The sequence below is a fragment of the Myxococcus sp. XM-1-1-1 genome (genome assembly GCF_020037095.1).
Classification (GTDB): Bacteria; Myxococcota; Myxococcia; order Myxococcales; family Myxococcaceae; genus Myxococcus; species Myxococcus fulvus.
This window is the reverse complement of the sequence record NZ_JAIQDH010000009.1, coordinates 100,278-112,847: the sequence shown is the minus strand read 5'-3', so window position 1 is coordinate 112,847 and position 12,570 is coordinate 100,278. Positions and strand designations below refer to the sequence as shown.

The window sequence follows — 12,570 nt, the reverse complement described above, 5'->3', positions numbered from 1 at the left end:
CGTGAGGAAACGGACGACCGGGGCCTTGGAGCGGCGCGGCCTCGGGGCCGCGCCGTCTACATCAGGTGATTACTTGTGCGACGCGATGAACGCGATGCCCTCGTAGCCACCCTTCGCGCCGTAGATCTCGATGTAGTACTTGCCGGCCGGCACGTTGATGAGGTTGCACACCTCGGACTGGTGCTCCTTCACGCTGCGGCAGTCGTAGTCGAACTTCGTCGGCGCCGAGCCGCGCTTCACGTAGATGTCCGGGTTGCCCTCACCCTCGCCCGTCTGGATGTACAGGCTGTTGATGCCGGTGCCGGGCTTACGCTCCGGAACCTCGATGGTGTACACGTTCGAGGAGCCCGCCGCGCCGGAGAGGTTCTTCAGCGCGATGCCGGACTGCACGGGGATGTAGCCACCCTTCCAGGTCACCGTCAGCGTCACGCCGGAGAAGGTGCTGTAGGCGTTGAGCATGACGACCCAGCGGCCCTGGCTCGGCGTCGCGAACGCGCAGGACTCGGCGTTGCCCGCGCGGTACGGACGGCAGTCGTACAGGCTGGTGGTGGGGACGTTGTTGTAGCGAACGTACAGGTCCGCGTCGCCCGTGCCGCCGGCGATGGAGACGTTCAGGTCGTACGCGCCCTCGGGCAGGTTGAACTCGTAGTACTTCTTCTGGCCGCTGGTGGAGCCGATGCCGGTGATGGGCACGTCCTTCTGGATGGGGGTCGTGTCCACGATGATGGGCACGCCCACGCCCACGGCCTTCCAGGCGTTGGTCACCGAGGCAATCTCATCCGCGGTGTAGCCCAGCAGCGCGGCGGCCTGCTCGGTGGCGACCTTCGCGTCCTCGAACGTGGCGTCCGACTCGAGGATGGTGTTGTTCGCGCGGTAGAAGATCTGCGCGGCCTTCTCGATGCCGATGCCGGTGACCGAGATGGTGGTCTTGCCCGTCGGGTGCGTGCCGCCCTGCGACAGCAGGTAGAACGCCAGGTTGGAGATACCCGAGCTGTAGTGCACGTCCACGCTGTCGTCGTAGTCGTGGAAGTAGTCGAGCGAGTCCCCGTCCTGCGTGGGGTTCGCCATGTAGCGCAGGGCGTCGTTCGGGATGTTCGGCGTCCACACGTCGTCGCCGACCAGCCACGTGCGCGCGCTGACGACGTTGCCGTCGCCGTACCACTCGCACACCGCGCCGAAGATGTCGGAGAAGGACTCGTTCAGACCACCCGACTGGTTGTCGTAGATGAGGTCGGAGGAGAACTCCGTCACGGCGTGCGTCAGCTCGTGCGCCGTCACGTCCAGGGAGTTGGCCAGGTTGCTGGCGTTCACGCCGTCGCCATCGCCGTACACCATCTGGGTGCCGTTCCAGAAGGCGTTCACGTACGCGACGCGGTGGTGGACCGTGCTGACCAGCGTGGCGCCGGCGTTGTCGTACGAGTCACGACCGAACAGCTCGCTGTAGCAGTCGTACACCGTGCCCAGGTGGTCGTAGTTCGTGTTGACGACCGGGTCGGCGACCTCGGGCTGGCCCTCGGTGCGAACCACCGCGCCAGGGAGCGTCGTGGTGTTGTTGCCGTTGTGCATCCGGCGGGCCAGGCCCTCCTTGATCTGCGGGTGGCGGGCAATCACGTCGCCGTTGGTCGCGTTGACCAGGACGACATCGCGCACGGGCGTCCCGTCGCGGCGCTCACCCGACTGGATGAGCTTGTAGACGAGCACCAGCTCGTCGCCGTCACGGAAATAGACCAGCTCGTGGCCGTCCTCGATCTTCAGGCCGTCGAACGTGGAGCGGTCCGCCTGCAGGGCGTCCTTCGCCACCGACACGTCCACGCTCGCCTTGGCCGTGGCCTTCAGGTCGCTGCGGGTGTTGGTGGACGCCGCGATGACCTTGCCACCGCGGGTCGTCAGACGCAGCTGGCCGTACAGCACGGGGATGTTGTTGACCTTCACGCCGTAGACGACGTGGCCGTCGCCCTGGCGGTCCGTGAACGTCTTCTTCAGGACCAGGTCCGCCGGGTTCAGGTTCAGCTGGGGCGCGATGAGCGCCGCCACCGGAGCCAGGTCCGCCTGGCCCAGGGCCGAGAAGCCCGCGGCCGCCTGCGGTGCGGGGCCGAGGTCGCCGGTGATGAACTTGGCGACACCGGAGGAATCCGTAGCAACAACCTTCTTCCCGGTCAGCTGCAGGGCCGCCGCGCTCTTCGTCGCGGTGTCCTGGGGCTTGGCCTCGGGAGCAGGGGTGGACTCGTTGCAACCAACGAGGAAGGACAGCGCCGCTACACCAAGAACACCGCGTACTCGCTGATTCACCATGTAATCCTCCTAAACGGAAAGATTAGAAAGCACAGTGTCACAGGATGGTTGTGTATTTCAAGGTTGCGCGATAATTTTACTAAGTAGCTTATTCTCACATTGCGAGTTTCAGCCAGAAGCCCCAACTATTTCAGCAACTTATCGGAGCCCTACCCGCCGCTTCCGCCGAGTCGCCCGACGTAGTGGGTAACCCTGGTGTGAACAGAATTTCGCGAAAATGCGTGGCCGAAAGGGCCTTCACGGGGTCCGCGCGCGGACCGCATTTCTCGCGGCATTTCCGGGGAATTTTGGGAGGAAGGAAATCCGGCGTCCGAGTGGCGCGGCCATGGTTTCAGGCTCGTGCTCTACCGCTGAGCTATCTCCCGATTGAAGTCGGGAGAGCTGGAGTCGAACCAGCGCCCCCAAGCACCCAAGTGCGTGTCGGGCCACACCGGACGGACGCCGGAAATCCTCACGGTGGACGCGCCCTTCAGGGCGAAGCTGACAGCGGCGCGCGCGTGGAGTTGCTTTGCGGAAGCGGACGGGTGCGCGAGGCTTGCGTCCCGGGAGGAAGGCACATGCGCGCACTTCAGCTGCAGCGACTGGACGGACCCGACGGGCTGGCGTTGGTGGAGCTTGCCGAGCCCGAGGCGCAGGACGCGGTGCTCATCGACGTGGTGGCGGCGGGGGTGAGCTTCCCCGACTTGCTGCTGACGAAGGGGCAGTACCAGTTGAAGCCGCCCTTGCCCTTCGTGCCGGGCGTGGAGGTGGCGGGCGTGGTGCGCTCGGCGCCCGAGGGCGCGTCGGTGAAGGCGGGAGACCGGGTGATGGCCTTCAGCTTCGGGCTGGGAGGCTTCGCGGAGGTGGCGGCGATTCCCGCGGAGATGGTGTTCCGCATCCCCCGGCGCTGGAGCTTCGAGGCCGCCGCGGGCGTGGTGATGAACTACCACACGGCGCACTTCGCGCTGCACCGCCGGGGCCGGCTGAAGGCGGGAGAGACGGTGGTGGTGCACGGCGCCGCGGGCGGCGTGGGCACGGCGTCCATCCAGGTGGCGCGAGGCGCGGGCGCGCGCGTGGTGGCGGTGGTGAGCGACGAGCGCAAGGCGGAGGTGGCCCGCAAGGCGGGTGCGCACGAGGTGCTGCTGTCCTCGGGCCCCTGGCTCACGCAGCTCAAGGAGCTGACGGACGGCCTGGGCGCCAACGTGGTGTTGGACCCGGTGGGTGGGGACATCTTCGACAAGAGCCTCAAGGCGCTGGCGCCGGAGGGACGGCTGCTGGTGGTGGGCTTCGCCGGAGGCCGCATCCCCGAGGTGGCGGTGAACAAGCTGCTGCTGCGCAACATCGACGTCGTGGGCGTGGCGTGGGGCGGCTTCCTCATCCACGAGCCGTCGCTGACGCCCACCATCGCCAAGGACCTGGAGGCGATGGCGGACCAGGGGGTGCTCGAGCCCGTCGTCGGGCCCGTCTTCCCCCTGGAGCAGGGCGCGCAGGCGCTGCGCGAGCTGGACGCCCGGCGCGCGACCGGCAAGGTCGTCCTGCGCGTGCGCGAAGGCTGACGTCTCGGAGGGTGACGGTGCACTCCGGCCGCCCTCCGAGCATGCGGCCCACCGGGCCCTGGCGCCGCTTCGCTGCGGCGCTCATCCCTCGTCCGCAGGTTTGGAGCCAGGAGGTGACGGCGCCATGGCGGATGACTCCATCCTCGAGCGACAGCATCAACGGGAGCGGGAGCAGGAGCGACAACGGCTCCGCGAGCAGGAGCAGCGGGACCTGGAGGTGGAGGCCCATCGCGGGCCGCGGCCCCTGGAGGGTTACGCCGGCGGGCACACCACCTGGGCCAGCGCCCAGGATGACGCGGAGGCCGCCATCGTCCATGCGAACGACGCGGAGGAGTCGTGGGAGGCCAGCCAGCGGCAGGCGCGCCTGGAGCCGGAGCCCGAGGACCCCGACGCGCACGAGCGCGACTGACGAGGTCCCCGTGGCCCACGTCCGAGCCATGGGGTTACACGAGCAAGGAGGTTGCACGGTACAGTCGGGGCCATGTCCGCTCCGTCCTTCCGTGCCGACCTCCGGGTGTTCGTCGAGCAGCGGTGGGTGGGGCTCGCGGACCTCCAGGGCCTGGAGCGGGAGTACCTCGACGATGTGCTCCGTCGTCCCCGCGTGAGCTGCTGCAGCTTCGTCGGAGGCTTCTTCATCGACGTGGGCGGCGTGGCCTTCAGCGACGAGGACTCGGTCGACGAGCTCTGGATGACGTGGAGCTGGTTCTTCGCGTTGGACAAGCTCCTCGACGGTGCCGACGAGGCACGGGCCGCCCCTTGGGAGGAGTCCGCCATGAAGCTCTGGCGCCACGGGGACACGCTGGTCCTGGAGGACCGGAGCGCGAGCGGCACGCCCATCACCCCACGCGTCGAGGTGGAGCTCCACCCGTTCTCCCGGAGCCTCGCGCGACAGGGGCTCGAGTTCCTCGCGCTGGGGGAGCGGCTGCTCGCGCAGCTCGACGCGCGCTCGCCTCCCGTGCCTGCTCCGGTGCGCCTGGAGTTCGAGCGGGCCCTCCGGCTGCCCAGGGACATCGTGGAGCGCGTCGCCGAGAAATCCGGCCCCTGAGCCCACATGGCCCCGGCAAGCGGCCGTGTCGACGTTAGAGTCCACACCGTGCCCTCGCATCCTCCCGCCACCGTGCTTCCGCCGGACGAGGCCCGACGCTTCCTCGTCGCGCACCTCGGGCTCGCGCGCCCCTTCCCGCTGCAGGGGGCCCGGGGTGCGCGCGCGCTCCTGAAGCGCCTGCGCTGCATCCAGTTGGACCCGCTGGATGTCATCGGCACCAACGCGGACCTGGTGGCGCTCGCGCGCGTGGACGGGCTGGCGCGCGGCGACGTGTACCGACACCTGCTGCCGGGGCACGCCTTCGAGCACTTCGCCAAGGAGCGCTGCCTGCTGCCCGCCAGCGCGTTCCCCTACTACCGCGAGCGCGCGGCCCAGGCGCCCTGGTGGCGACTGGAGGAGCGACTCAAGCGGGTGCCGGAGGCGGTGCTGCACGCGGTGCTCGAGGAGGTGACGGCGCGCGGTCGCTCCTCGTCGCGCGAGCTGAAGGACCATGGCGCGGTGGTGCCCATCGACTGGAGTGGATGGAAGGGCACGGCCCGCGCCACGGCGATGGCGCTGGAAATCCTGTGGACGCGCTGTCAGGTGGTGGTGTGTGGCCGAGGCCCGGGCGGCAAGCTGTACGACGTCCCGCATCGCGCCCTGCCCCGGATGGCCGAGGCGCGGGTGACGCAGACGTTCGAGCGCTGGGGGCTGACCGAGCGCGTGGAGGCCGCGGGCCTGCTCAGCCGCGCGAGCGGTCCCCACTGGTCCACGCTGACCGAGGTGCGCACCTCCTCGCTCCCCGACACGCTGGTCGACGAGGGCGTGCTGGAGGCGGTCAGCATTCCCGGCTCGCCCCGGCGCTACCTGGCGCCCGTGGGCTTCCGGGAGCGGGAGCAGCCGGAGCCCGACGCGAGGATGCGCATCCTCGGGCCCCTGGACCCGGTGCTGTGGGACCGGGAGCTGGTGCGCGTGGCGTTCGGCTTCGACTACACGTGGGAGGTCTACAAGCCCGCCGCGCAGCGTGAGTGGGGGTGGTACGTCTGTCCGCTGCTCCATCGAGGGAAGCTGGTGGGACGGCTGGAGGCGCGCGTGCGCGAGGGCGTGCTCCAGGTGGACAACCTGTGGCGGCAGAGGGGCGTGAAGCTGGACGACGCCGCGCTCGACGAGGCGCTCGCGCGTCATGCGGCCGCGTGCGGCGCCGAGAGGGTGCGCAGGCCCCGGGCGCGCGTCACGGGTCGCGCCTCCTGAGTCGAATCAGGGCGCAGGCTTGGGCAGCTCGCGCTCCAGCGCGTCGGCGGCGCCAGCGTCCTTGTGGACACCGAAGCGCTGGCGCGAGCACATGAGCAACTGCCCCGCGTAGACGGTGTCCGAGAGGGCGCCCACGAAGTCGCCGTGCTCGGCGAGCGTGCGTGCCCGCTCGTCCATCAGGTGGGCGAGGATGCGCGCCTGCTCGGCGTGCCCGAACAACCGCACGACGGAGCGCGCGTCGAACAGGATGAGCGTCTCCAGCTCCATGCCGAGCGTCGTCTGACAGGCCTCGCTCAGGCTGCGCAGGCTGTCCTCCAACGAGCGGTTGGCGCGGACGCGGGCGAGGTCTGGAGCCAGTCGACCGAGCTCGCGGAGGGCTTGGAGCGCGTGGGCCTGACGCAGGATGGGCATGCGAAAGCCAAGTACAGCCTGAGACAGGGGAATCATCCAGTCCCCCGGGTGATTCCCCGCGCCCGCCCGGAGGACCGGGTCACACTCCGTGAACTGTACGAGGACCCCGGGAGGCTGCGAGACTCGCCCCTGGTGGCCGAATCCCCTCCCCTCGCCTCGGACGCGCCCGCGATGCCCGACGCCCGTGTCGCGAGCCGACGCGAGCGGGGTGTCGTCTTCGCCGCGTCCTTCCTGTTCCTGCTCGTGCTGGAGGCGGGGCTGCGCCGCTTCACCCAAGACGGGCTGCGCTTCCAGGCGTGGAGCTCCGAGCGGATGATGCAGACGCTGTCGCTGCGCGAGCTGCGCGACGAGCCGCTGCGCTCCCTCTGGTATCTGCACATCCAGCCGCCCCTGCTGGACGTGCTCCGCGCCGCGCTGGCCTTGTTCCAGGGCCCGCTCGAGGACCTGGCCCTGGTCGACGCCGTGGACCGCTGGACCTATGTCGTCTGGGCGCTCGTGTTCGCTGGCACGGTGACGCTCGTGCATGCCTGGGTCTTCCAGGTGGCGGGGCGGCGTTTCGCCCGCGTCGCCGCGGTGCTGATGGCGCTGCATCCGGGGACCCTCGCCTTCGCGACCCTCCTGGACAGCACCGCCGCCAGCGCCCTCGCCTTCCTGTGGTTCTGCTTCGAGCTGTGGCGCCTCCCACGTGAGGACGGCTCCATCGCCCGGCTCGCCGCCGCGTCGCTCGTCCTCTTCTTCCTGCGCTCCATCTTCCAGTGGCCGTTCTTCCCACTGGTGGCCCTGTGTCTCGCGCTCCGGGGGGCCTCGGCCCGGAGCGTGGGTCGCTATCTCGTCGTCGTCGCGCTCTTCGCGGGCCCCTACGTCGCCAAGCAGCTCGCCCTGTTCAACACGTCCATGACGTCCAGCTTCGACGGGCTCAACTTCTGTCGGGCCATCGGCCTGGGCGAGCCGGACCTCGGCGCGGTGCGGCTGCCCGACAACGTGCTGCCCAGGTCCCTGCCGCCACCGTCCAGCGCCGCGGTGCTGCGCACGGACGAGAAGCTCGGGGGCTACTACAACTACAACCACCTGGATGCCCTGCGGTACTCGGTGGGGCTGAAGTACGTGTGCCGTCGGGCCCTCTTCGAGCGGCCCCTCTCCGCGACGCTCGCTTCGTTCGCGGAGAACGCGGTGATGTATGGCGTGCCGTCCAGCCGCTACCAGCCCAACGTCCTGGTGGACCGGCTGCCGTGGCGAGCGCCGCTCGACTTCGTCTTCTCGTCGCCCGTGCTCTGGGTGCTGGTGCTCCTCGCGGGAGCGCGGGCCGCGCGGGAGCTGAAGCGTCGTGTGGACTGGCTCCAGGTAGCAGGGCTGGTGTTGCCGGTGATGTTCGTCGTCTCGGTGAGCGTGCTCTTCGAGAAGGGCGAGAACATGCGGTTCAAGTACTTCATCGAGCCGGTGTTGCTCGTGTTCCTCTGCGCCCAGGCCGCGCGACTCGCCGCGCGAGCCCCTGCCCGGTCTCCAACACACGCGGTCTCCCCCGGGCCGGGTGACGGCTCTGTGGCGCGGTGACGTCAGCGGCCGTCTGCTAGGCTCGGGGCCAACATGAAGGACCTGGACGCCATCCTCCGCGCTCGCGCGCGCTCCCGTGGGCCCTGGGTACTGGCCACGGTGGTCGCCGTGTCGGGTTCGTCGTACCGCAAGCCGGGTGCCCGGATGTTGATGGGTGAGGACGGCTGGCTCGCCGGAGGCGTGAGCGGCGGGTGCCTGGAGGCCGACATCGTCCGCAAGGCGTTCTTCTGGACGAGCACCGGGCCTCGCGTGCTCCGCTACGACTCCACGGGAGAGGGCATCGAGGACGAGGGGAGCCTGTCCTTCGCGCTCGGCTGCAATGGTGTCGTGGACGTGCTGCTGGAGCGCTGCGAGCCCGGCCCGGCCGATGCCCTGGTCTTCGCGGACGAGGCCCGGAACCTGGGACGTCGCGCCGTCATCGCCACCGCGTACCAGGGGCCCGCGCAGGCCGTGGGGACGCGGTGGATGGTGCGTGACGATGGCGTGGAGGCGGGACACATCGCGGGCGCACTGGGTGATGCCGTCCGCGTCGCGGCCCGCGAGGCGATGGAGCAGGGCCGCACGTGGAGCGGACCGTGTGGCGGCGCGGACGTGCTGGTGGAGGTGGTGGAGCCGCCCCATGAGTTGGTGTTGTTCGGCAGCGGCTTCGACGTCGCGCCCGTGGTGACGCAGGCCGCGAGCCTGGGCTGGCGTGTCACGGTGGTCGCGGACCGCCCCGCGCAGACGCTGCGACGGAGGTTCCCCCTCGCGCACGCGGTGGTCTCGGCGAAGACGGGTGAGGCGGCGACGTCGGTTCCGGTGTCACCTCGCGCGCTGGTGGTGTTGATGACGCACAGCCTGCCGCAGGACCAGGAGCTGCTCGCGGGATTGCTCCCGCGTCCGCTGCGGTATCTGGGCGTGTTGGGTCCACGCTCCCGCACGGAGCGGCTGCTCGCGGGGCTCGCCACCGCGCCGAGCGCGACGATGCTGGAGAAGCTGCATGCCCCGGTGGGGCTGGACCTTGGCGCGGAGGGCGCGGAGGAGATTGCCCTGTCCATCGTCGCCGAGCTGCAGGCCGTGGTGTCGGAGCGGGAGGGAGGCAAGCTGCGCGAGCGCCGCGCGCCCATCCACACGGTGGCGCCGCCCCCCGTACGAAAGCTCGCGTGAGGGCGGGCCGTGCGCGAGCAGGCGTGGTGTTGCTCGCGGCGGGAGGCTCGTCTCGGCTCGGACATCCCAAGCAGCTCGTCGTCCACGAGGGGAAGACGCTCATCCGACGCGCCGCCGAAGCGGCCCTGTCCCTCGGCGAAGGTCCCGTGCTCGTGGTCCTCGGCGCCCATCGGGACATCATCGCCCCCGAGCTCGTCGACCTCCCCCTGCGAATCATCGAGCATCCCGACTGGGCGCGCGGTCCCGGCGGCTCCCTGACGATGGGGCTCTCGGCGATGTCCTCGGGTACCCCCGACGTGGACGCGGTGCTCTTCATGCTCTGTGACCAGGTCCGCGTCACGGCATCACATCTCCGAGCCCTCGTGGACACCTGGCGGACCACCGGTGCGCCCATCGTGGCCTCCGGATACGACGGCACGCACGGCGTCCCCGCGCTGTTCTCCCGCGCCGTGTTCCCGGAGCTGGAGGCCCTGTCTCCCGCCCAGGGCGCACGTGGGGTGATTGCCCACGAGCCGACCCGCGTCGCCATCGTGCCGCTCCCCGGAGGCGGCGAGGACGTGGACACACCCGTGGACCTGGACCGGCTCGCCCCTCGGCGGCCCGTGTAACCCCATTGCGTCTCGATGCTCGTCCCATGAGCGGACAGCGCATCGGATTGCCCGCGTCACCGGGATGGGCTCGCCCAGGCCCTGTAACCGGTATGAATCCCTGGCGACGCCTGTAACCGGTATGAGCCCGGGACACCGCCGCTCGCGCTTGTCCGTACTGTCCGTCGAACGGCATCCCTCCTATGCTGAGTCACACGCGGTCGCGTCAGTCAGGCCCAGGTCGGGGGATTCTCATGGAGTCTCAGCAGCCCACCCTCATCCAGAAGGAGCAGGCGTCCCCTGACACGACAGGCTCGGACGAGCGCGAGTCCTCGTGGAGCACCGCCGAGGTCCTCGTCATCGGCGGCCTCGGCCTGCTCGTCGCCATCGCCGTGGTCGGCCTCTTCATCGGCGTGGCGAAGTGGCTGCTCAAGTACAGCCTGCTGGCGCTCGGCATCTACGTCCTCTTCTCGCTGACACGGCGCTGGCTGCGCGGCTCGAAGCAGCAGGCCTCCTCGGAGCTCACGCCGTACACATCGCCCCAGAAGACCCGGGCCGAGCAGCTCCAGGAGATCGACCCCGCGCAGGCCCTGGCCCGCTTCAAGGCCGAACACATGTCGGAGGCCCCGCCTCCCGCGCGGCCCCACCGCAAGCCGTGAGCGCGCCCCTCCTCCACCCGGCCGGAGCCCGCCCACGTCCGGTCCCCGCTTCATGATGCGCCGTTCGCGCTGGCACCTCGGCTGGGTGCTGCTGCTCGTCGCGGCCGCGCTGCTCGTGCTCTTCCCGCGCGCCATCGACGCGCTCAAGTCCCTGGAGCAGCTGCCCGCGGCGCCGCTCCGTGCGGGCTCGCTGCTCGTCGCGCGCCCTGGCCGCGTCTCCGAGAACTTCGACGAGACCGTGGTGCTGCTCCTCGACGCGGGCGCCCAGCGCAGGACGTGGGGCGTGGTGCTCAATCGCGTGCGCACCCGTCAGGGCGAGCGCCTCCCCGAGGGCGTGGACCGCTGGGGCGGGCCGGTGAACCCCGCGCTCCACATCACCCTCACGCTGCGCCACCCGGCCCCCGAGGGAGCACAGCCCCTCCTCGAGGGCATCGCCTGGTACGAAGGACGCCGCGAGGCGCACCTGCCCGTCGGTGAATCCCTCACCTTCGAGGGCATCTCCGCATGGTCCCCCGGACAGCTCGAGGAGGAGGTGGCCCGAGGCGCCTGGTGGGTCCTCGAAGGCCAGCCCGCCGACGTGTTCACCGCGCCGGGCTCGCTGTGGGAGGAGCACGCCGTCCGCCACCTCTGAGCGCGCCGCGCCAGCAGCACGCCTCATGGAGCACATGGGCTCCCAAGCCCCTCCATCCGTCGGATACCCGACAGCGCCGCAATAGCGCGGGGCCGCCACGCCTTTGGAAGAGCCTGGGCAGTGACTACCTCCCCAGGACCCCACGTCTTCCCGGCGGACTCCCCATGCGACGACTCCCTGCACTCCGTTCTTCTCACGCCCTTCGAGGGCTCGCGCTCGCCGTGGCCTTCTTTTGCGCCTCCGCGAGCGCCCAGCCCACGGCGACTCCGCTGGAGGACAACCAGCGCATCACCGAGGGCTACATCGCCATCGCCTACGAGCTGGGCGCGGTGCTGGACCCGGCCCTGCAGCCCGGTGGCGTCAGCGCCGTGCGCCCCACCTGGTTCACCTTCGCGCCCAATGCCTCGCGCACCGGTGGCGAGGGCATGCTCGGCACCGCCATCGCCAGGCGCATCATCGCCGCCGCGCGGGGACAGCCCTCGCTGTCGGTGCTCCATGCGCTCCAGCGCGTGGGGCTCGACCTCCAGCTGCTCGCCACGCCGGAGAAGCTGGGCCTGGAGCTGGTGCTGCGCGGAGTGCCCACGGACGCGGCGGCCTCGCTCGGCGCGCTCATCACCTCGCTCAACACCGCGGCGCTCCTGGACCCGCGCACGCTGAGCATCACCGCCGCGCGCTTCGCCGCGCTCTACCAGTCCTCGCCGGGCTTCTGGCCGCTCGACAAGGTCGAGAACCTGGTGCTGACGCTGGAGCGCACCCTGCACGAGGGCAACCTCGCCATCTTCTCGGACATCGGCGGCTCGGGGCAGCTCTACCTGGCGTGGCGCCGGAGCGCCGTCGGTGCGGTGACGCCCGAGCGCGTGCTCACGGAGTTCACGCTGGTGGACGCGGTGCCCGCCCAGGCCGTGCAGGCCTACGACTACGCGCTGGCGCACGCGTTCGACACGCCGCGCCCCTATCAGCTCGACCAGCTCTTCCCGGGCATGCACTACAAGAGCCTGCTGGTCGCGGCCTTCGCGCTCTACGAGCAGGCCCGCCTGTCCACGAGCCCCGCCACCCGCGACGCGCTCATCGCCGTCGCCAACAACTACATCGCCTGGCGCGAGCAGCACGACATGGCGCAGCCCGTCTTCTCGCCCGCATCACCCCGCTCGGACGAGGTGTCCCGCGTCGCGCTGCTGCGGGCCCTCACCCCGCTGCTGCGCACCGAGTTCGGCACGGTCATCTGGAACTACGCCGACTATGCGAACAGCCAGCCGGACCGCGACGGCAACCCGTTGACGTCGCCGCCCACCGAGTACAACTGGGCCGACTTCTGGGACCGCTGGAACGGCATCCTCTACGCCTTCGACCAGGCGTACCTGGACCCCACCGGGACGTGGGTCATGCCGGAACCCATCGTGGACCCGACCGCGCCGACGGGCGGGTCCTGAGTCGCATGTCCCGCCCTCGACGCGGGGCCGGCCTGTGGAGGGGCCGAGGTCGG

12 protein-coding genes are annotated in these 12,570 nt (G+C 70.3%); 10 read left to right on the top strand and 2 right to left on the bottom strand.

Features of this window, described 5'->3' with window-relative positions; genetic code table 11:
- Positions 1-69: 69 nt before the first annotated feature.
- On the bottom strand, positions 70-2,292 hold the full coding sequence (locus K8640_RS19310; protein WP_223748362.1) for a M4 family metallopeptidase: 2,223 nt from the start codon (positions 2,290-2,292) through the stop codon (positions 70-72).
- Between the two features lie 557 nt (positions 2,293-2,849).
- Here K8640_RS19310 and K8640_RS19305 point away from each other — a divergent pair.
- From K8640_RS19305 to K8640_RS19290, 4 genes are all read left to right on the top strand, one after another.
- Entirely contained in the window at positions 2,850-3,827 is a 978-nt protein-coding gene (locus K8640_RS19305) for an NADPH:quinone oxidoreductase family protein (RefSeq protein WP_223748361.1), read from the top strand.
- A gap of 124 nt (positions 3,828-3,951) precedes the next feature.
- On the top strand, positions 3,952-4,236 hold the full coding sequence (locus tag K8640_RS19300; protein WP_223748360.1) for a hypothetical protein: 285 nt from the start codon (positions 3,952-3,954) through the stop codon (positions 4,234-4,236).
- Between the two features lie 72 nt (positions 4,237-4,308).
- Positions 4,309-4,872, top strand: a complete 564-nt coding sequence (locus K8640_RS19295) for a hypothetical protein (protein ID WP_223748359.1) — start codon at positions 4,309-4,311, stop codon at positions 4,870-4,872.
- Between the two features lie 48 nt (positions 4,873-4,920).
- Positions 4,921-6,102 carry a winged helix DNA-binding domain-containing protein gene (locus tag K8640_RS19290; RefSeq protein WP_223748358.1) on the top strand — a complete coding sequence of 394 codons (1,182 nt, stop codon included), beginning with the start codon at positions 4,921-4,923 and terminating at the stop codon, positions 6,100-6,102.
- 6 nt (positions 6,103-6,108) lie between these two features.
- Here the strand turns inward: K8640_RS19290 and K8640_RS19285 are convergent, their stop codons facing one another.
- A complete protein-coding gene (locus K8640_RS19285; protein ID WP_223748357.1) occupies positions 6,109-6,513 on the bottom strand; it encodes a hypothetical protein in 405 nt (134 codons plus the stop codon).
- Between the two features lie 171 nt (positions 6,514-6,684).
- Between K8640_RS19285 and K8640_RS19280 the strand changes: the two genes are divergently transcribed.
- From K8640_RS19280 to K8640_RS19255, 6 genes are all read left to right on the top strand, one after another.
- Entirely contained in the window at positions 6,685-8,064 is a 1,380-nt protein-coding gene (locus K8640_RS19280; RefSeq protein ID WP_223748356.1) for a hypothetical protein, read from the top strand.
- Between the two features lie 33 nt (positions 8,065-8,097).
- Entirely contained in the window at positions 8,098-9,210 is a 1,113-nt protein-coding gene (locus K8640_RS19275) for an XdhC family protein (protein ID WP_223748355.1), read from the top strand.
- A complete protein-coding gene (locus K8640_RS19270; RefSeq protein WP_223748354.1) occupies positions 9,207-9,818 on the top strand; it encodes a nucleotidyltransferase family protein in 612 nt (203 codons plus the stop codon). The genes K8640_RS19275 and K8640_RS19270 overlap by 4 nt, the downstream gene beginning before the upstream one ends.
- 233 nt (positions 9,819-10,051) lie before the next feature.
- The gene (locus K8640_RS19265; RefSeq protein ID WP_223748353.1) at positions 10,052-10,456 is read left to right on the top strand and encodes a hypothetical protein; all 405 of its coding nucleotides are present in this window, start codon (positions 10,052-10,054) and stop codon (positions 10,454-10,456) included.
- Positions 10,457-10,508: 52 nt separating this feature from the next.
- Positions 10,509-11,087 (top strand): YqgE/AlgH family protein, encoded by a 579-nt coding sequence (locus tag K8640_RS19260; protein WP_223748352.1) that lies wholly within the window; start codon positions 10,509-10,511, stop codon positions 11,085-11,087.
- Between the two features lie 164 nt (positions 11,088-11,251).
- Positions 11,252-12,517 carry a hypothetical protein gene (locus K8640_RS19255; RefSeq protein ID WP_255653244.1) on the top strand — a complete coding sequence of 422 codons (1,266 nt, stop codon included), beginning with the start codon at positions 11,252-11,254 and terminating at the stop codon, positions 12,515-12,517.
- Positions 12,518-12,570: the final 53 nt, after the last annotated feature.